At 73.1% G+C, this 18,610-nt stretch carries 15 protein-coding genes and 2 pseudogenes; 8 read left to right on the top strand and 9 right to left on the bottom strand.

Translation table 11 applies throughout. The annotated features are described in order from the left end of the window. The first annotated feature begins 45 nt into the window (after positions 1-45). The 6 genes from ACQVFL_RS27650 (at position 46) to ACQVFL_RS27625 (ending at position 5,175) form a co-directional block, all read left to right on the top strand. On the top strand, positions 46-831 hold the full coding sequence (locus ACQVFL_RS27650) for a DeoR/GlpR family DNA-binding transcription regulator (protein ID WP_396689907.1): 786 nt from the start codon (positions 46-48) through the stop codon (positions 829-831). A gap of 154 nt (positions 832-985) precedes the next feature. Next, positions 986-1,996, top strand: coding sequence for an ATP-binding cassette domain-containing protein (locus tag ACQVFL_RS27645; protein WP_396689908.1), 1,011 nt, complete (start codon positions 986-988; stop codon positions 1,994-1,996). Continuing rightward, the gene (locus tag ACQVFL_RS27640; protein WP_396689910.1) at positions 1,993-3,000 is read left to right on the top strand and encodes an ABC transporter permease subunit; all 1,008 of its coding nucleotides are present in this window, start codon (positions 1,993-1,995) and stop codon (positions 2,998-3,000) included. The genes ACQVFL_RS27645 and ACQVFL_RS27640 overlap by 4 nt, the downstream gene beginning before the upstream one ends. Positions 3,001-3,154: 154 nt before the next feature. Then, the gene (locus ACQVFL_RS27635; RefSeq protein WP_396689912.1) at positions 3,155-3,544 is read left to right on the top strand and encodes a DUF3263 domain-containing protein; all 390 of its coding nucleotides are present in this window, start codon (positions 3,155-3,157) and stop codon (positions 3,542-3,544) included. 55 nt (positions 3,545-3,599) lie between these two features. Beyond that, complete coding sequence (locus tag ACQVFL_RS27630; protein WP_431727904.1) at positions 3,600-4,571, top strand: hypothetical protein; 972 nt, start codon at positions 3,600-3,602, stop codon at positions 4,569-4,571. Positions 4,572-4,674: 103 nt separating this feature from the next. Further along, entirely contained in the window at positions 4,675-5,175 is a 501-nt protein-coding gene (locus tag ACQVFL_RS27625) for a GNAT family N-acetyltransferase (RefSeq protein WP_396689915.1), read from the top strand. A gap of 60 nt (positions 5,176-5,235) precedes the next feature. Here the strand turns inward: ACQVFL_RS27625 and ACQVFL_RS27620 are convergent. The 8 genes and pseudogenes from ACQVFL_RS27620 to ACQVFL_RS27585 form a co-directional block, all read right to left on the bottom strand. Further along, a pseudogene (locus ACQVFL_RS27620) lies at positions 5,236-6,795 on the bottom strand (AAA family ATPase); the annotation flags it as partial. 149 nt (positions 6,796-6,944) lie between these two features. Next, positions 6,945-7,530 (bottom strand): annotated as a pseudogene (locus ACQVFL_RS27615) (AAA family ATPase); the annotation flags it as partial. A 38-nt stretch (positions 7,531-7,568) separates the two neighbouring features. After that, the gene (locus tag ACQVFL_RS27610) at positions 7,569-8,078 is read right to left on the bottom strand and encodes a hypothetical protein (RefSeq protein ID WP_396689917.1); all 510 of its coding nucleotides are present in this window, start codon (positions 8,076-8,078) and stop codon (positions 7,569-7,571) included. 41 nt (positions 8,079-8,119) lie between these two features. After that, on the bottom strand, positions 8,120-8,884 hold the full coding sequence (locus ACQVFL_RS27605) for a GTP-binding protein (protein ID WP_396689919.1): 765 nt from the start codon (positions 8,882-8,884) through the stop codon (positions 8,120-8,122). After that, positions 8,862-9,347, bottom strand: coding sequence for a DUF742 domain-containing protein (locus ACQVFL_RS27600; RefSeq protein WP_396689920.1), 486 nt, complete (start codon positions 9,345-9,347; stop codon positions 8,862-8,864). The genes ACQVFL_RS27605 and ACQVFL_RS27600 overlap by 23 nt, the downstream gene beginning before the upstream one ends. After that, entirely contained in the window at positions 9,344-9,814 is a 471-nt protein-coding gene (locus ACQVFL_RS27595) for a roadblock/LC7 domain-containing protein (protein WP_131055729.1), read from the bottom strand. Before ACQVFL_RS27595 ends, ACQVFL_RS27600 begins: the two co-directional genes overlap by 4 nt. Then, positions 9,811-12,456: a nitrate- and nitrite sensing domain-containing protein gene (locus tag ACQVFL_RS27590; protein ID WP_431727903.1), complete on the bottom strand. Its 2,646-nt coding sequence runs from the start codon at positions 12,454-12,456 to the stop codon at positions 9,811-9,813. Before ACQVFL_RS27590 ends, ACQVFL_RS27595 begins: the two co-directional genes overlap by 4 nt. After that, positions 12,443-13,615, bottom strand: a complete 1,173-nt coding sequence (locus ACQVFL_RS27585) for a hypothetical protein (protein WP_431727902.1) — start codon at positions 13,613-13,615, stop codon at positions 12,443-12,445. Before ACQVFL_RS27585 ends, ACQVFL_RS27590 begins: the two co-directional genes overlap by 14 nt. Positions 13,616-13,983: 368 nt before the next feature. Here ACQVFL_RS27585 and ACQVFL_RS27580 point away from each other — a divergent pair, with 368 nt between their 5' ends. Both ACQVFL_RS27580 and ACQVFL_RS27575 read left to right on the top strand, forming a co-directional pair. Further along, on the top strand, positions 13,984-16,851 hold the full coding sequence (locus ACQVFL_RS27580; protein WP_431727901.1) for an alpha/beta fold hydrolase: 2,868 nt from the start codon (positions 13,984-13,986) through the stop codon (positions 16,849-16,851). After that, positions 16,851-17,747, top strand: coding sequence for an ABC transporter permease (locus ACQVFL_RS27575; protein ID WP_396689925.1), 897 nt, complete (start codon positions 16,851-16,853; stop codon positions 17,745-17,747). The genes ACQVFL_RS27580 and ACQVFL_RS27575 overlap by 1 nt, the downstream gene beginning before the upstream one ends. Here the strand turns inward: ACQVFL_RS27575 and ACQVFL_RS27570 are convergent. Further along, on the bottom strand, positions 17,737-18,435 hold the full coding sequence (locus ACQVFL_RS27570) for a DUF4232 domain-containing protein (RefSeq protein WP_431727900.1): 699 nt from the start codon (positions 18,433-18,435) through the stop codon (positions 17,737-17,739). The two genes, ACQVFL_RS27575 and ACQVFL_RS27570, sit on opposite strands and share 11 nt — an antisense overlap. Positions 18,436-18,610: the final 175 nt, after the last annotated feature.

Raw genomic sequence — 18,610 nt, 5'->3', positions numbered from 1 at the left:
GTGCACGCAACCAATCACGGATCGTGCAGTGACGGAGGCTCCGGGGTGGACCGCTACGCGAGATGGAACGCCCTGCTCGAAATGCTGACCGACTCCGGTCGGGTCACCGTCGAGGAGGCCGCCGAGCGCCTGGACGTCTCGCAGGCCACCATCCGCCGCGACTTCGACCAGCTCGCCCAGCAGCAGATGATCACGCGTACCCGGGGTGGCGCGGTCGCCAACGGCGTCTCGTACGACCTGCCGCTGCGGTACAAGACCGCCAAGCACTCCGCCGAGAAGCAGCGCATCGGCACCGCCGCCGCGGCGCTGGTGTCACCGGGCACCGTGGTCGGCCTCAACGGCGGCACCACCAGCACCGAGGTGGCCCGGGCGCTGGCCGTCCGCCCGGATCTCAACACCAACGCCGAGGGCGCGCAGTTGACCGTGGTCACCAACGCCCTGAACATCGCCAACGAGCTGCTGGTCCGCTCCCGGATGAAGGTCGTGGTGGCCGGCGGGGTGGTGCGGCCGAAGTCGTTCGAGCTGGTCGGGCCGTTGGGCGGGGCGCTGCTGCGCGAGGTCACCCTGGACGTGGCGCTGCTCGGCGTGGACGCGATCGACCCGCAGCTCGGGGCCGCCGCCCATCACGAGGGTGAGGCGGCGATGAACAACCTGATGGTGGCAAGGGCCAAGCGGGTCGTGATCATCGCCGACTCGTCCAAGTTGGGCGGTCACGCCTTCGCCCGCATCTGCCCGGTCGACCGGGTCGAGACGCTGGTCACCGACTCGGGTGCGGCACCCGGGGTGGTCGATGCCTTCCGGGCTGCCGGCGTGCACGTCATCTGCGCCTGACCTGCAAGGAAGGGCACCTTTCCATCGTCTGCGGTAGAGCAGGGGGCACCTGCTTGCAGAACGCCCGGCGTGGCGGTGCATACCGGGTATTGCCTTCCGCTGCATACCGCGTATGGTGTCGTCGTCGCCCACACACCAACGGGGGAGGTGCAGCTTGCCGGCTGTCCTGGAAATCGAAGGTCTACGAAAGACGTACCGGAGCCGACGACGTGGCACCCGCAACGCCTTGGACGGCTTCGACATGCGCGTCGAGGCGGGGCAGGTGCACGGCTTCCTCGGCCCCAACGGGTCGGGCAAGACCACCACACTGCGTACGCTGCTCGGCCTGATCCGGCCCGACGGCGGTCGGATGGCGATCCTCGGGCACGAGGTGCCCGCAGCGTTGCCGCAGGTCGCCGGTCAGGTCGGTGCGATCGTGGAGAGCCCGCAGTTCTTCCCGCACTTCAGTGCCCGGGACACCCTGTCGCTGCTGGCCGGCGCCGGTGACGTGCCCGCGCAGCGGGTCGACGAGGTGTTGGAACTCGTCGGCCTGCGTGACCGGGCCGTCGAGCGGGTCAAGACGTACTCGCTCGGCATGAAGCAGCGGCTCGCGGTCGCCTCGGCGCTGCTCAAGAACCCACGGCTGCTGATCCTGGACGAGCCGGCCAACGGCCTCGACCCGGGTGGCATCCGGGAGATGCGCACCCTGATGCGCAACCTCTCCGAGTCCGGCATGACGGTGGTGCTGTCCAGCCACATCCTCGGCGAGATCCAGCTCATCTGCGACTCGGTCACCATCATCTCGCTGGGTCGGCGGGTCGCCTTCGGCCCGGTCGACGAGGTGCTGGCGCAGCACTCGTCCGGCGGGGTACGGGTCCGGCTGGAGGCCGTGACCGACCTGCCGGTCGCCGCCGCCGCGCTGACCCGGGCCGGTGTACGGGTCACCACGAACGACGACCACCTGATGCTCGCCGGAGTGGACAAGCCGGCCACCGTCACCCGGCTGCTCGCCGAGCAGGGCCTCTACGTCAGCGAACTCGCACCGATCGCGGTGGACCTGGAGAGCGTCTTCCTCGAACTGACCGCCACCACACCGGTCCCCGGTCAACACCGGCAGGTCGACCAGTCCGTACGAATGGATGGGGCGGCACCGTCCGCGCCCACCGCAGGAGGTTGGGGCGCGTGAGTCTCTTCCGTACCGAGTTGCGCAGGTTGGCCAAGCGGCGCTTCGCCCGCTTCATGACGGCCGGTGGCCTGCTGGTGCTGGCCCTCGTCGTGGTCGGCATGTTCCTCAGCAATCAGAAGATCGGCGCGGACCAGTGGGCCGAAGCCGAACGCGCCGCCGACCGGCAACACCAGGAGCAGGTCCGCGGAGCCGAGCAGGAACGCGCCGCCTGCGAGCGGGCCAAGGCGGCAGGCGAGGAGTTCTGGACGGACGACTGCGCCGACATCAGCCCGCCGTTGCGCGAGGACATCCAGGCGGAGTGGTTCCTGCCCTCGACGTTCGACTTCCGGGAGAGCTTCGGCGACATGCTGATCCCGCTCGCCGCGATCCTGGCCCTGATCGGGTTCGTGGTCGGCGCCTCCTTCGTCGGCGCCGAGTGGAGCACCGGCGGGATGATGAACCTGCTGCTCTGGCGACCGAAACGGCTGACCGTGCTGCTGACCAAGCTGGGCGCGCTGCTCACCGGGCTGCTCGCCCTGGCGCTGCCCGCCACGGTGGCCTGGTTCGGCAGCCTGTGGCTGGTCGCCAACCTGCGCGGCAGCACCGCGGAGATGACCTCCGGCGTCTGGCAGTCGTTCCTGCTCACCGGGGTGCGCGGCATCGTGCTGGCGCTGGTGGCGGCGACCGTGGGCTTCGCCCTGGCGTCGCTGGGTCGGCACACCGCGATGGCGCTCGGCGGGGCGATCGGAGTGCTGGTGGTCGGTCAGGTGGCGATCGCCATGCTGCTGAGCATGATCCAGGTGCGCTACCTCGACGCGTGGCTGCTGCCCACCTACGCGTACGCCTGGATGACCAAGAAGGTCGAGCTCCAGGACTGGCGCTCCTGCAACGACTCGTACAGCGGCATGTGCGAGCCGGCCACCCTCGACATCACCTGGCAGCACTCGTCGGCGCTGTTCACGGTCGGCGTCGTGCTGGTCCTCGGCGGGGCGCTCTGGGCGATGCGCCGCCGCGACATCAACTGACCCGTCCGGGCTGCGACACCACTGCCGTCACCGACCTCACCGCCGGTGGTGGCAGTGGTGCCTACGCGTCCAGTGCGTCGGGTGATGGCCCTGGTTAGGCTGGTGGGACCCGGTCGGCGCGGCTCGTGCCGGCCGCCCCTCGCAGAGGAGCCCCATGCAGCCCGCCGACGCCGCGCAGAGCGCGGAGACCGGCCCGGACGCCGTCACGGTGCCGCCGCCACGGTCCGCCCCCGAGATGGAGTCGAACCCGGCGCCGGACACGGGTGCCGATGAACCCGACGACACTGCGGCGGAGGGTGCCCGCGAGGCGGCCGGAGGGCTCGGCGAGCGGGATCGCGAGATCCTCGCCTTCGAACGCCAGTGGTGGCGGCACGCCGGTGCCAAGGAACAGGCCATCCGGGACCGCTTCGGGCTCTCCGCGACCCGCTACTACCAGTTGCTGAACGCGTTGCTGGACAACCCGGCCGCGCTGGCCGCCGATCCGGTGCTGGTCGGCCGGCTGGCCCGGTTGCGCGCCTCCCGGGCGCGGAACAGGCGCCGCTGACCCGGGAAGAATGTCGGGCCGTCCGGCGGGTAGCCGGGGCGCGGAGGTGGCGACGATGACCGGAGCCGGCCCGGCGCGATCGAGGCGTACCGCACAGGTGACGTATCCGAGGACGGACACCGGGCTGCCCGAGGCCGTCGCCGAGGAGCGTCGGCGGGGCCCGGCGGTCGGTGCCGCACCGATCATGCGGGTACGCTCCGCGTCCGCCCCGCCACCCGGCCGGACGGTCAACGAGGATCTGGTGTTCCGGTTCGGCCCGCTGGTCGGGGTACTGGACGGGGCGACCGTGCCGGAGGGCTTCGACACCGGCTGCGTACACGGGCCGCAGTGGTACGTCCGGCACCTGGCCGCCCGGCTGGGGCTGGCCGAGGCGGCCCGTCCGGCGGCGACGCTGGTGAGCAACCTGGCGGCGGCGATCCTGGCGGTCCGCTCCGACCACGACGGGCAGTGTGACCTCGACCACCCCGGTACGCCGTCGAGCACGGTGTGCCTGCTGCGCGACGGCGGTGACCAGGTCGACTACCTGGTGCTCTGCGACAGTCCGCTGGTGCTCGACATCGGCGGCCGGGTCGGGGTGGTCACCGACGACCGGCTGGCCGCCTCGGTGGCCCGCCTGCGTGCCGTCGCCACCGCACTGCCCGACTCCGCCGATCGGGCGACCCGCTTCCGGCACGCCGTCACCGCACAGCGCGAGCAGATGAACCGTACGCACGGTTACTGGGTCGCCGCCGCCGATCCGGATGCGGCGTACCAGGCGGTGGTCGGCACCCTCCCGTTGCGTGGCCCGGAGGCGCTGCGACGCGCGGTGCTGCTCAGCGACGGCGCCTCCGCCGCCGTCGAGGAGTTCGGCCTGTTCGACTGGGCCGGCCTGCTGGACGTGGCTTCCACCGGCGGACCGGGCGCGCTCGTCGACCTGGTCCGGGCGGCCGAGCGGGACCACCCCGACCGGCTGCGCCGGCACAAGCCGGCCGACGACGCGTCCGCCGTCTACTGCGAATTCACTCCGCCGGACGACAGCGGAGCGTGAGGTAGTACGAAATCCGGTCCGACCGGTCGAACCCGTCCGCCGGAGGGGTCGGTCGACGCGGACCGGGTGGACTTGCGGCGCCGGGCGCGGGAGACTGCGGCACGTGACGGGTGCGGTCCGGTTGGAGCCGGTAGACGAGAAGAACCTCGAACCGTTGCTCTCCGTGGCGGCGGCTGAGGCGGAACCGGCCGAGGTGATGCCGCCGGTGGAGGCACCGGCGGGCTGGTCGCACGCGCGACGGGAGGCGTTCCGGGAGTTCCACCGGGCGAGCTTCGGCGGACTCGACGGGCCCACCCGCACCGCCATGTACGCCATCCTGGCCGGTGGCGAGGTGGTCGGCATGATCCGGATGACCCGGCGTGACGCCCCGGACACCGTCGAGGTGGGCATGTGGCTGGGCCAGTCCGCCCGGGGCCAGGGCATCGGGCGTGCCGCGCTGTGCGAGCTGATGAACCTCGCGCCGGACGTCGGGGTGCGGACCGTGGTCGCGGACACCACCACCGACAACCACGGTGCGCTGTACGTGCTGGAGAGGTGCGGCGCGAAACTGCGCGAGGACGGCGACCGGGTGTACGCCGAGATCTCCCTCGACCCCGCCCGCTGACCCCACCCCCACCGCCTCGTCCCCACTGCCTCGCCGGGGGTAGCCCGGGGGCAGGGTGGGTCAGGTGCGTTGGTCGGCGTATGCGGCGAGCCAGGCGACCTGGGCGGGGTCCAGGGACGGGCGTACCCGGGCACGGGCCGTGGCGACGTGGTCGGCGGTGACCGTGGCGGCGGTCAGCGACTCACGCATCGCGGCCAGCGCCGCCTCCCGGACCAGCGCCGCGCAGTCGGCGGCGGAGAAACCGTCCAACTCCGCGCCGAGCGAGGGGAGGTCGACGTCCTCGGCGAGCGGTACGTTGCGGGCGGCGGCCCGCAGGATCTCCGCCCGGGCCTCGGCGTCCGGCGGCGGCACGTAGACCAGCCGTTCCAGCCGCCCGGGACGTAGCAGCGCCGGGTCGACCAGGTCCGGGCGGTTCGTCGCGCCGATCACCACCACGTTGCGCAGCGACTCGACGCCGTCCATCTCGGTGAGCAACGCGGCCACCACCCGGTCGGTGGTGCCGCCGTCGCTGGCCTGGCCGCGCACCGGAGCCAGGGCGTCCACCTCGTCCAGGAACACCAGCGTCGGCGCGGCCTCCCGGGCCCGCCGGAACAGCTCGCGGACCGCGCGTTCGCTCTCGCCGACCCACTTGGACAGCAGTTCGGCACCCTTGACCGAGAGCACGTTCGCCCGACCGGACCCGGCCAGCGCCGTCACCAGGAACGTCTTGCCGCAGCCGGGCGGGCCGTAGAGCAGCACGCCACGGGGTGGCTGTACGCCGAGGCGGGCGAAGGTGTCCGGGTAGGTCAGCGGCCACAGCACCGACTCGGTCAACGTCTGCTTGACCTCGACCAGGTCACCGACGTCGTCGAGGGTCACCCGGGCCAACTCCAACGTGGACGCGGCCATGCTGGTCGGCCGGACCACCTCCAGGGCGGCGGTGAAGTCGGCCTTAGCGACGGTCGGGTTCTCCACCGACTTCTGCCGCAGGGCCGCGCGCACCCCGGCCTCCCGCACCAGCGCGGCCAGGTCGGCGGCGACGAACCCGGGGGTACGCCCGGCGACCTCGTCCAGCCGTACGTCCTCGGCGAGCGGCACCGGGCGGGTCAACACGGTGAGCTGTTCCCGTCGCAAAGCGGCGTCGGGCAGCGGAACGTCGATCCGTAGCGAGAGCAGGTCCGGGGCGCGCAGCGCCGGGTCCACGGCCTCCGACCGGCCGGTGGTGCAGACCACCGCCGAACCGGCCCGGACGATCTCGGCCAGGCACTGCCGGAACACGGTCGCGACCGGGCCGGGACTGTCCGCCGGGGCCAGCGCCTCCACGTCCGAGACCAGCAGCACGGCCGGGCCACCGGCGACCACCTCGGCGGTCACCGCCCGGAGCCGGGCCGCGGCCGAGGTGTTGCTCAGCGCCGCGACCTCGGGCGCCCAGAGCTGGTGCACCCGGGCACCGACCTGCGCGGCCACCGCCCGGACCAGCGCGGACTTCCCCGAGCCGGCCGGGCCGGCGACGAGTACGCCGAGCGCGACGGTGGTGCCCAGCCGGCCGAGCACCTCACCGTGGTGGAAGCCCAGGTCCAGCAGCTCGGTCAGTTCCTCGGCCTGAGAGCGCAGGCCGGGCAGCTCGTCCACCGAGGGGATCTGCTCCTCGTGCACCTCGCTGCCGGTCCAGACCTCGGCACCGGTCTCCGCGTCGGCGTCGGTGCGGTCGCCGACCACCGTCGTACGCCCACCGGCCGCTCGCCCGCGCCCGGCGGAGACGGCGGTCGCCGACCGGCGGACGTCGGTCTCACCCCGGGTCTCCGGACCGTGCTCCCAGCCGACCAGAGTGTCCATGGTGACCAGCGCCCCCGGGGCCGGGTCGGCGTCGACGACGCGGAGCAGCGTGCTGGTCCAGGCGTAGCCGACCCGGGTGGAGAGGCTGCGTCGGGCCGCCTCGACGAGCGTGCGTGTCGAGGCGTCCGGCAGGACGTCCTGGGGCAACAGGGAGACGTCGTCCCCGGCGGTGACCACCTTGCCGAGCAGCGCCAGCCGCAGCATCTCCGGGGAGACCACCGCGACGATCTGGGCCGGGCCGGAGAGCAGCACCCGGCGGGCGGCGGTGACCGGGGCCGCGCTCACCGTGACCTCTCCGCCGTCGCGGACACCGAGGTTGCCCAGCGTCAGGTCGTCGGCGTGCAGCAGACCGGCGCCGGAGCCCGGCTCGGCCTCGGCGGCGATGCCGGCGGTCACCCGCCGGCCGGCCAACCGGACCGGATCACCGGCCCGTAACCCGAGCGCGGTCAGCGCCTCGGGGTGCAGTCGGACGATGCCACGCCGGGCGTCCAGCGCGGCCGGACGCAGACTCGCGATCAGGGTCAACTCGGGTTCGCCCACCCGAGCGACCCTAACCGGCCCGGTCACCCCACGTGCGGTCAGCCCGGCGGATCCTCACCGGTGAGCAGGGACGGGTCACGACGGATCAACTCGGCCAGCCGGGCCGCCGGGTCCGGCTCCGGGGCGTCCGGAGGGCCGGACCACCCGGCCGCGTCGCTGGTCGGCATCGGCCAGGCCGGCGGTGGCGTGGCGGGCTGCCCGCTGACCGCGATCTCCTGGCCGACCCAGGCCACCCGCAGGTCGTACGCGGTGCCGTCGTGGTCGACCCGGGCGGTGACGCTGCTGCCCGGATGTGCCGCGACCACGGCGCGCAGCGCCTCGGCGACCTCCTCCGCGACGTGTCGCGGCGGCGTCGCGGGTACGCGTTCCGGCGCGCCCACCCAGCCGGGTCCCGCGTTCCGGCTGTCCGTCCGGCTCACCGTCGCACCGGGCGGCACGTCCGGGCCCGGATCGGGCTGGTCGTCGGCCGACGGATCCGTGGACCGGCGGCGCAGCGCCTCCTCGCGCCGACGCATGCGGGCCAGTGTCTCGTCCAGTCCGCCTCTCATCCGCCTCACCCCTTCCCACGAGCGGCCGTGAGCCGGTCGACTCAGGCCCGCTTGTCCCGGATCGCCCGGTCCAGCGCTCGATCGAGGACGACCAGCAGGGCGTCCCGCACCGAGAGCCGATCCCGGGCGTCGAACTGCACCAGAGGTACGTGCTCACCGATGGCCAGGGCCCACCGGATCGCGTTGAGGTCGTGCGCCAGCCGCCCGTCGAAGGCGTTCACCCCGACCACGAAGGGCAGGCCGGCCCGTTCGAAGAAGTCGATCGCCGGATAGCAGTCGTCCAACCGGGCGCTGTCCACCACCACCAGCGCGCCGAGCGCACCCCGGGCCAGGTCGTCCCACATGAAGCCGAAGCGGGCCTGGCCGGGCGTACCGAACAGGTAGAGCTTCAGGCTGCGGTCGATGGTGACGCAACCGAAGTCCATCGCCACCGTGGTCGTCGTCTTGTCCGAGCGCTGGCCGGGGTCGTCGACCCCGATACCCGCGATCGTCATCTCCGCCTCGGTGGTCAACGGCACGATCTCCGAGATGGCGCCCACGGTGGTCGTCTTACCCACTCCGAAGCCGCCGGCCACCAGGATCTTGACCGGGATCGGCGGGGTCCGGCGGTGTGCACCCGTGCCGCCGGTCGCCGCCGGAGGCAGGTACGGCGGTGGCGGGGTCACCGGGGCGGGGGGCGGCGGCGGAGTGGCCCGTCCCACCGGTGGTGGGACCGGCGCGGAGCCACCGTAGCGGGCCGCGGCGCTGTTGGCGGAGAGCGCGCCCTGCGGGGCGACCGGCCAGTCAGGAGATTGCACGAAGTCCATCAATCACTCGCAGGATGACGTCGGGGTCGAGGGCGTCGTCGGCATCGTTGACGTGTACGTCCAGATGGCCGGCGGCCCGCAGGTCGCCCACCAGGACCCGGGTCACACCGAAGTGCAACCGGGTCTTGGCGGAGATCTCGGCGACCGAGATCGGGTCGCCGCAGAGTGCCACGATCGCCTGGAGTTCCGGGGTCAGCCGAGCGGTCACACTGGTCCACGGCTCGGGGCCGGGCCGGGCGGTCACCTGGGTCTCCAGGCCGATCGACGGGTCCGCGCCGGCCACCCGCCCGGCCGTGAGCACGAACGGGCGGAGTCCGGTCGGACCGGCCGTCTCGGGTTCCGATCCGACCGCCGCCGGTGCGTCCACCGGGCCGGCGTCGCCGCCGACCGGGGAGGGCTCACGCAGGTAGGGCCGGATCCGGAGCACCGGCTCCGGTTCCGCACCGGCGGCGTCGGGATTCATTGCTGAACGGAGTTCTTGAGTTCGGCGATCAGGCGCGGGGTGAGTGCGCTTCCGGCCCGACCGGCGAACAGGGTCATCTCGTACGCGACGGTGCCGAGGTTGGCCGACCGGTCGGCGACCACACCGAGTACCGAGCCGCTGCTGATCGCGCTGATCAGCAGATAGCCCTCGGCCATGTCGACCACGACCCGGTTGAGCCCGCCCAGCGCGTACCAGCTCGCGGCACCGCCGGCCAGGCTGGTCATGCCGGAGACCACCGCGGCGAGCCGTTCCGCGTTGGACCGGTCCTTGATCGCGGACATGGCCATCAGCAACCCGTCGGACGAGACGGCGATCGCCTCCAGCACCCCTGCCGTGCTCGAGGTGAAGGTGTCCAGGAGCCAGTTGAACGTGCGGGCCTCGGGGCTGAGGTCGCCGGCCGGGTGACTCTGGTGGTCGAGGTTCTCGTGTACGTGCGGGCTGGTCAAAGTGGCGTTCCTTCTTCGTCGCTGCGGTCGGGACGGACATCGCGCAGAGCCCGGGCGACGCCGGTCTCGAACGCGTTGAGGAGATCGCGGACCTCGGCCGGGTCACCGGGGTTCTGGGCCACCGTCTGACGGGGAGCCGTGACGATCAGGTTCGCGCCCGGCACGCGCCGGGTCAGTTCGGTGGGGGTACCGGACGGTGCGGGCGCGACCGGCTGTGGGAGCGCCGCCGCGCGGCTCAGCTCGGCCCGGCGTACGCCCGACTCGAACTGCTCGACGAGGGCGCGGGCGGCGACCGGGTCGGCACCGGTGGCGTCCACCGGCCCCACCCGGGGCGCGCTCCGGGACAGGCTGGCGCCGGGGACGCGCTGCCGGACACCGGGCAGCCGGCCGGTCGGTGCGGGCGACGGTGCCTCCGCCCGCGCCGGCTCGGCCCCGGCCGGTACGGCGGGGTCGCCCTCGGTTGGACGGTCCGGCGCGACGGTGTGGTCCGGGGCGGGAGCGTGGCCCGGTGCGACGGTGTGGTCCGGTGCGACGGTGTCCGGAGCGGTGGCGAAGGCGTCCCAGGACTCACCCAGCTCCATGCTCTCGGTGGCCCGGCTGAGCAGTTTCTGGTCGAAGCCGGGCAGTGCGGTGGCCTCGACCGGGGGCCGGGTCGGACCGCCGACCCCGACCGGCACCGGTTCGGCCTGCGCCGGGCCGTCCGGCATCGGCGGGGTGCCCGGGTCGGGTTGGTGCCGGGTCGGCAGCGCGACGGCGGTGCCGACCCGGACGGTCGTGGTCACGCCGCCGGTGCCGAAGACCAGTGACACCCGGGGGATGAGCAGGGTGGCGGTGACGCCGCCGCCGGGCGTCGCGGACAGGCCGACGCCCCAGCCGTGTCGCCGGGCCAGTCGGCCCACCACGAAGAGTCCGAGCACCTCGGTCGGGGCGAGGTCGAGCCGTTCCCGGCGGGTGAGTCGGACGTTCTCGTCGGCCAGCCGCGCCTCGGTCATGCCGATCCCGTGGTCGACCACGGTCAGCCGGGCACCGTCCTCGGTCACCTCGCCGCCGACCACCACGCGGGTGTGCGGCGGGGAGAAGACCGTGGCGTTCTCCATCAACTCGGCCAGCGCCAGCACCAGGTCACCGATGATCGCCGGAGCCGCCGAGACCTCGGCCGGGACCGCGACGTCGACCCGGGTGTAGTCCTCGATCTCACCGAGGGCGAGGCGGACCGCGTCGGCCAGCGGGACCGGCGCGACGTGGGTGACGTCGCCGGTGGCACCGGAGAGCACCACCAGGTTGCCGGCGTTGCGCCGCAACCGGCTGGAGATGTGGTCGAGCCGGTACAGGCTCTCCAGCCGACCCGGGTCCGCCTCCTGCTGCTCCAGCCGGTCGATCAGCGCGATCTGCCGGCCGACCAGGTTCTGCGTACGTCGGCCGACGTGCCCGAACATCTGGGCCACGTTGCGCCGGCTGGCCACCTGCCGTTCCACCAGCCGGGCGGCGGTGCTCTGCACCCGCTCGAAGGCGCGGGCCAGGTCACCGATCTCGTCCCGGGCGCGGACGTCGACCCGGTCGAGCCGGATCGGCTGGGCGTTGTCGGTCTCGTCGTCGGCCACCCGCACCAGCTCGGACTCGGCGACCCGGGCGACCCGGTCGGCGGAGCGGGTGAGGCGGGTCAGCGGTCGGGCCACGGTCCGGCCGATGGCCAGGGCGAGCAGCACCACCACGACCAGGATCAGCAGCACCAGGGCGGTCACCCAGTACGCCTCGGCGAGCGCTGCCTGCCGGTCCGCCCGCACCTCGGCGGTCACGTCGGCGACCAGCTTCTTCTCCACGAACTGGCCGAGGGTGATCAGTGAGGAGATGGTCGGGTAGAGGACCTCGACGGGCGTCTGGGACACCGCACCGACCGGGTCCAGCGAACTCTGGTCCAGGAAGCCCGGCCCGGTCCGGGCGTCCAGGGCGGCCTGCTCGATGTCCATCAGTGCCAGTTGCTCGGGCGTGATCAGGCCGAGCAACTGGTTGGTCTCCGACTGGAGGGTGGCCATGTTGGCCACGAAGACGGTGGCGAGCTGCGGGCTGGGCCTCGCCGCGACCAGCACCAGCAGAGCGGCGCCGCTGCCGAGCCCCTCGCTCTTGCGCAGGATCCCGTCCAGCGCCAACACCTGTCGTCCGGCCGAGGTGCGGGTGTCCACGTCGTACGGCAGCCGCAGCGAGTCGATCAGGTTGAGGTTCACCGGCCCGTACGCGCCGATGACCTGGTCCGGGGTGGCCTGTCCAGCGAGCGTGGCGGTGCGTACCGGGGCGAGTTGCCGGACGCCGTCGAGCGCGGTCGACACCTCGCCGGGCAGTTCGTCGCCCAGCTCGGTGCGCAGGTCGACGATCAGGTCGTCCACCTCCGCGATCTCCTGGACCAGGTCGGTGCGCTCGACCTGTCGCAGCAGCAGTCCGATGGCGAGCATCCGCTCCCGCTGGAGGTGTTGGAGCAGGGTGCCGACCCGGCTGGCGACTCGGACGGTGCTCTCGATGTCACCGGCCCGCTGGGCCACCCCGGCGCGTTCCCACACCACCGGCAGCGTCAGCCCGAGCATGCAGAGCAGGGGGATGAGCACCAACAGGGCCAGCTTGCCCCGGATCCGGAGCCTATCGAGCAGCATCGAAGGGCCTCCACCGATCCGGGTCGTGGCCGTGCCCGACCGGCTGGAGCGCGCGGTCGCCCGGCGTACGCATGGGCTCCCACCGGGTGTCGGCAGGGTGCTCCAGGTCGCCGGCTTCGTCGTCGGTGGTGTGCGGTCGACCGGTGGTGTCACTCGGGCGAGACAGCCACCCGGCCACCGCCAGGGCGATCAGGAGCAGGCCGGCGACACCGCCCGCGACCATGGTCAGCACGTCGTCCCGGTCGAGCTGGTCGATCCGCTCCACCAGCAGTCGGTCGATCTCGTCGAGCAGGATCGGCTGGAGCTGTCCGGCGGCCCGCTGGGCGTCGTCCCGTGCGCTGGTCAGCCGGACCAGGTTGATCGTGCCGGTCCGGTTGTCCGGCTGGGAGTGCAGCGCCATCGCCTCGGCGGCCCGCTGGTAGGCGTCGAACGGCGTGAGCACGCTCGCGCCGAGGTCGGCGCTCGCCGAGCTGTCCACCACCGCGCGCAGGTTGTTGACCAGGTCGTTGGCGGGTTGCAGGGCGGCCAGCCGCAGCGTGGCCAGCTCGCTGAGGGTGCGTACCTGGTCGCTGGCGGGCCGCTGCCCGGCCAGGACGGCCGCGTCGACGAGCCGCCCGGCGGCCACCGTCGCCTCCGGCATCTCCTCGCCGACACCGTCCTGGAGGAAGTACGAGGCGGCGCCGGAGTCGCGGATCAGGCCGGAGGTCTCGCGTACCTTGCCGTGCAGGGCCAGCAGCAGGTCGGTGACCTCCCGGTAGGCGCTGAAGGCCGCCTCCGGGTCGAGCGACCGCTCGGGCAGCGCCTCCAGCTTGGCCCGGATCCCGGCCCACCGTTCGTTGGTGCTCAGCTCGGCACCGATGCGGGCGTCCACGGCGGCGACCTGCTCGACGGCCTTCTGGAGGTTCTCGCGGGGCGGTCGGCGGTCGGCCACGGCGGCGCTCTGCGCGTCCACCAGGGCCTCGGTCACCGGTCCGAGGGCACGCAGGTACTCCACGCCCAACCGCTCCTGCTGGAGGGCCTCGCGGTCGGCGTCGATGTACTGGTGGGCGCGTATGACGAGGAACGCCACCGGCAACAGCAGCGCGGTGGCGAGTATCAGCGGCAGGATGCGGCCCGGTGTCCGGGGCCGGCGACGGACCCGCGAAGCGGGAACGGTCATGGTTTCTCCTCCGGGTGGCGCAGCGGTCGGGGGATGGCGTCAAGGAGCCGGTCCCGTGCGCCGGACCGGAAAACTAATCGAACCGGGACTGTCTGTATCGGTCTCTCCGGGTCAGGTTTGCGTCACTTCGAGCGATGTGACGGAGGATTAACTGATTGACTACGGTGGGTGGCTCTTTCCATGGAGATACGTCGTAGTAACGCGTAGTTTCCAGTGAAAGGCATTAATTTCCATGATGCGAAGTCATCCCAAAGGTTCGCCTACGGAGGATGTGCGGTCGACCTCTTGCGGATGACGATCGGCCGAGTAGGACGGACGTACGGCGGATCTCAGCTACCACTCAGGTTGCGGGCCGTACCGTGTGCCGAATGAGATCGCCGTTCTCGGCCGAGCGGATTCGCCGTGCCCTGCCCACCGGCCGCCGGGCCGTCGCCGCGTCGGTGGCTGTCGCACTGCTGGCGGCGGTCGTCGTCTGGGCGGTGTGGCCGGACCGGCCGAGCTTCCGGACCGAGGCCGCGATGCTCACCGTGCGATCCGGGCCGACCGGCGACGAGCCCGTCGACCTGGACACCACGCTGTACCTGCCGCGCGAGGCCGCCGCCGACCGGAAGGTGCCCGCGGTACTGCTCGCGCACGGGTTCGGCGGCACCAAGAACTCGGTCCGCACCGACGCCGAGGACCTCGCCGACCGGGGTTACGCGGTGTTGACCTGGACCGCCCGGGGCTTCGGTCGCAGCGGTGGCCAGATCCACCTGGACAGCCCCGACCACGAGGTCCGCGACGCGCAGCGACTGCTGGACTGGCTGGCCGACCGTCCGGAGATCCGGACCGACGCGGCGGGCGACCCCCGGGTCGGCGTGGTCGGCGGCTCCTACGGCGGCGCGCTGGCGCTGCTGCTCGCCGCCCAGGACCAGCGCGTGGACGCGATCGTCCCGATGATCACCTGGAACGACCTGTCCCGGTCCTTCCTGCCGGAGAGCGCCGGTGGGGAACCGACCGCCGGGGTGTTCAAGTCCGGCTGGGCCGGCATCTTCTTCGGTGGTGGCGGCGCCGTCGGCTCCGGACCGGCCGGTATCTCCGGCACCGGCGCCGAGTCGCCGGAGGGTGCGCCGGACGCCGGCCCGCCCAGCCCCGCGCCGGGTCAGGGGCCGGGCACCGCGCCGGGCGCCCCGGCCGCCGGTGCCCTGCCCGATCCCTCCTGCGGCCGGTTCGCCGCCGACGTCTGCGCCGCGTACCTGCGCATCGCCGCCACCGGTCAGGCCGACCAGGCCGCCGTCGACCTGCTGCGCCGGTCCAGCCCGGCCGGTGTGCTGGACCGGATCGAGGCGCCCACCCTGCTGGTCCAGGGCGCGGCGGACACGCTCTTCCCGCTGGGCGAGGCCGACGCCAACGCCCGGGGCATCGCCGCCAACGGCACCCCGGTGCGGGTCGCCTGGTTCACCGGCGGCCACGACGGCGGCGCCGGACCGCAGACCGACTCCGACCGGGTGAAGTTCCTGACCGCGCAGTGGCTCGACCACTACGTCGCGGGCACCGGGGACGCACCCGGCGACACCTTCACCTTCTCCCGGATCGCCGGCTTCGACGCGATGGACCGGGGGCTGGTCGCCACCGGTTACCGCACCGACGACTACCCCGGTCTCGGCGGCGACTCCCGCCGCGAGGTGACCGTGGCCGGGCCGCCCCAGCCGGTGGCCAACCCACCGGGCGGCAACCCCGCCGCGATCTCCTCGGTGCCGTTCGCCGGCTCGTTGAGTTCACTGCTCAGCGGGGTGGCCGGCGACATACCGGGGCAGCATGCCCGGTTCGAGTCCGAGCCGCTGACCGAGGCGGTCGACATCGTCGGTGCGCCCACGGTGTCGCTGCGGGCCGCGTCGAGCAGCGGCGAGGCGGTCCTCTTCGCCAAGCTCTACGTGGTCGACCCGGAGGGGGCGGCCACCCTGCCGAGCGGACTGATCGCGCCGATCCGGCTCAGCGGTCTGCCGGCCACCGTCGACGCCGCCGCGCCGGTCACCGTGACCCTGCCGGCGATCGTGCACCGGGTGGAGGCCGGGCACCGGCTCCGGCTGGTGGTGGCCACCTCGGACCAGGCGTACACCACCCCGATCGAGCCGGCCGTCTACACGGTCGCGGTCGGTGACACGCCGGTCGGCCTGCCGACCGTCGACAGCGACCCGATCCCCACCGAGGCGGCGCTCTGGCGCTGGGTGCTGGTCGGGCTGATCGCCGCGATCGTGATCGGGCTCGTCGTGCTCGTGGCCGTGCTGCGCCTGCGGCACCGCCGCCAGGACACCTCGATCCATCCCGAGTACGCGGACACCCCGCTGGCCGTGCGCCATCTGCGCAAGGAGTACGCCGACGGCTTCGTGGCCGTCTCCGAGGTGGACTTCGAGGTGCACCCCGGTCAGGTGGTCGGCCTACTCGGGCCCAACGGTGCCGGCAAGACCACCACCCTGCGGGTGCTGATGGGGCTGACCCAGCCGACGGCCGGGGAGATCTACGTCTTCGGGCATCGGCTGGTGCCGGGATCGCCGGTGCTCTCCCGGATCGGCGCGCTCGTCGAGGGGCCCGGCTTCCTGCCGCACCTGTCCGGTCTGGAGAACCTCAGGGCGTACTGGCGGGCGACCGGGCGGCCGGAGGCCGACGCGCACTTCGCACAGGCGCTGGAGATCGCCGGGCTGGGCTCGTCGGTGCACCGGCGGGTCCGCAAGTACAGCCACGGCATGCGGCAACGGTTGGCCATCGCCCAGGCCATGCTCGGCCTGCCCGAGCTGCTGGTGCTCGACGAGCCGACCGACGGGCTGGACCCGCCGCAGATCGCCGAGATGCGTCGGGTGCTCCAGCGGTACGCCACCGACGGCCGCGCGGTGCTGGTCTCCAGCCACCTGCTCGCCGAGGTGGAACAGACCTGCACGCACGCCGTGGTGGTCAACAAGGGCCGGATCGTGGCCTCCGGGCCGGTGGAGGACATCGTCGGCGACTCGCCGAGCGTGCTGTTCGAGGTGAGCGACCCGCGCGCGGCCCGGGACGTGCTCAACGACCTCGGCGGCGTACGGGTGCTGGACGACGCCGACGGGCACCTGGTGGTGGACACCAACGGCACCGCCCGCAGCGAGGTGGTCGCCGAACTGGTGCGGGCCGGTATCGGGGTGGACCGGGTGGTGCCCCGGCGCCGCCTGGAGGACGCGTTCCTCGCCCTGGTGGGCGAGAACTCTCGGGGAAGCGGGGACCGGTGATGGCGGGATCGACCGTGCCGACGCGGGAGGAGTCCGAGGTGGCTCCGTCGGGCGCCGCCGCCGGCTACCGGCCGTCGAGGACGCTGCCGTTCGGTGCCGAGTTCCGCCGACAGGCGGCGCGGCGGCGCACCCAGTTGGCGCTCGGCTTCATGGTGCTGCTGCCGTTGATCATCCTGATCGCGTTCCAGTTCGACTCGGGTGACGACGACAACGGCCGGGGCGAGTTCGGCAGCCTCGTCTCGTTCGCCACCTCCGGCGGGCTGAACTTCACCCTGTTCACCATCTTCGTCTCCGCCTCGTTCCTGCTGGTCGTGGTGGTGGCGCTGTTCTGCGGCGACACGGTGGCCAGCGAGGCGAGCTGGGGCAGCCTGCGTTACCTGTTGGCGGTGCCGGTGCCCCGGGCCCGGCTGCTGACGGTGAAGCTGCTGGTGGCGCTCGCGTACTCGGCGTTCGCGCTGGTGCTGCTCGCCGGCACGGCCCTGCTGATCGGCACCCTGCGGTACGGCTGGTCACCGCTGCGTAGCACGGTCGCCGCGCAGCTCGAACCCGGCGAGGGGCTGCTCCGCCTGCTGGCGGTGCTCGGCTACCTGGCGGTCGTGCTGCTGGTCGTCGCCGGTCTGGCGTTCCTGCTCTCGGTGGTCACCGACGCCGCGCTGGGCGCGGTGGGCGGTGCGGTGCTGCTGTGGATCCTCTCCAGCATCCTCGACCAGATCACCGCGCTCGGCGCGATCCGGTCGTTCCTGCCGACCCACTACAGCACCGCCTGGCTGGGGCTGCTCTCCACGCCCGTGCAGACCGACGACATCGTCCGAGGGGCCATCTCGGCGATCTGCTACGCCACCCTGTTCTGGGGGCTCGCCTTCTGGCGCTTCACCCGCAAGGACATCACGAGCTGAGTGCGGCGTCGACGCCGTCGTCCGCCGAATCGGTGGGCGTCGGTGTCGGGCCCGTCCGCTTCTTCCAGGCGCTGACTCCGATCCGGTCGGTGTTGCCGAGGTCGATCGGCCCCTCCATGTCGAGTACCTGCCCCGGCTGCCCCTTGCCCGCCGCGATCTCCACCCGCGTGGCCTCGGTGGCGGCCACGGTCGGGTCGTCGACCAGGTTGCGCCAGATCACGGCAGCTCCGGCCGCGTCGCCCGGTGCCACCACCAGTCGCCGGGGTGGGTCGTCGAAGCCCGAGGCGATCCCGGCCGCCCCGGGGACCACCCGGACGCTGAGCGGTCGCCCCTCGCCGTCGTAGAGCCGTAACGCCGGATAGCCGTGCAGCGGGTACGGCCGGTCGCCGCAGTTGACCAGTTCGACGCCCATCGCCCGGAGCCCCATGGCCGCGCTGACACCGAGGTAGCGGATCCGTACGCCGGACTCGGGGCAGACCTCCGGCCCGGCCGAGGTCGGTGCCGGGGCGGTGGCCGCGCCGAGCGGCTCCGGCGGCGGGTCGCCCGGGGCGTTGTGCGACGCGTCGGTCGGCGCGCAGCCGGCGAGCATCGTGACGGCGGTCAGCAGCGCGGCGTGCCGCGTACGCCGGTCACCCGGGCCGTGTCTCGGGGTCGTCTCCGGAATCGATCCCCCGTGGATGTCTCGCATCGGGCCATCGTCGCATCACGGTGCTCGATCGCTCGCCCGGCTGTCGGCGTGGCGAGGCGGGTGGTTCGGGAGGGCGTCGCGGTCGGCCGGGGGCCGCTCGGTGTACCGGCTGGTGGGACGACGGTGGCCGCTTCCGGACCCGGGTGGGCGCGCGGCTCCGGCTCGGATGACCGCG

Source organism: Verrucosispora sp. TAA-831, assembly GCF_050780145.1.
GTDB lineage: Bacteria > Actinomycetota > Actinomycetes > Mycobacteriales > Micromonosporaceae > Micromonospora.
The sequence above is the reverse complement of the archived record's forward strand: the minus strand, read 5'-3'. Positions and strand labels throughout refer to the sequence as shown.

Excerpts from the sequence above, each read along its gene's own strand:
- ACQVFL_RS27610 (WP_396689917.1), bottom strand. The coding sequence starts at position 8,078 with ATGAGAGGCGGACTGGACGAGACACTGGCCCGCATGCGTCGGCGCGAG.
- ACQVFL_RS27630 (WP_431727904.1), top strand. The coding sequence starts at position 3,600 with ATGACCGGAGCCGGCCCGGCGCGATCGAGGCGTACCGCACAGGTGACG.
- ACQVFL_RS27570 (WP_431727900.1), bottom strand. The coding sequence starts at position 18,435 with ATGCGAGACATCCACGGGGGATCGATTCCGGAGACGACCCCGAGACAC.
- ACQVFL_RS27635 (WP_396689912.1), top strand. The coding sequence starts at position 3,155 with ATGCAGCCCGCCGACGCCGCGCAGAGCGCGGAGACCGGCCCGGACGCC.
- ACQVFL_RS27605 (WP_396689919.1), bottom strand. The coding sequence starts at position 8,884 with ATGGACTTCGTGCAATCTCCTGACTGGCCGGTCGCCCCGCAGGGCGCG.
- ACQVFL_RS27580 (WP_431727901.1), top strand. The coding sequence starts at position 13,984 with ATGAGATCGCCGTTCTCGGCCGAGCGGATTCGCCGTGCCCTGCCCACC.
- ACQVFL_RS27590 (WP_431727903.1), bottom strand. The coding sequence starts at position 12,456 with ATGCTGCTCGATAGGCTCCGGATCCGGGGCAAGCTGGCCCTGTTGGTG.
- ACQVFL_RS27600 (WP_396689920.1), bottom strand. The coding sequence starts at position 9,347 with ATGAATCCCGACGCCGCCGGTGCGGAACCGGAGCCGGTGCTCCGGATC.
- ACQVFL_RS27585 (WP_431727902.1), bottom strand. The coding sequence starts at position 13,615 with ATGACCGTTCCCGCTTCGCGGGTCCGTCGCCGGCCCCGGACACCGGGC.
- ACQVFL_RS27575 (WP_396689925.1), top strand. The coding sequence starts at position 16,851 with ATGGCGGGATCGACCGTGCCGACGCGGGAGGAGTCCGAGGTGGCTCCG.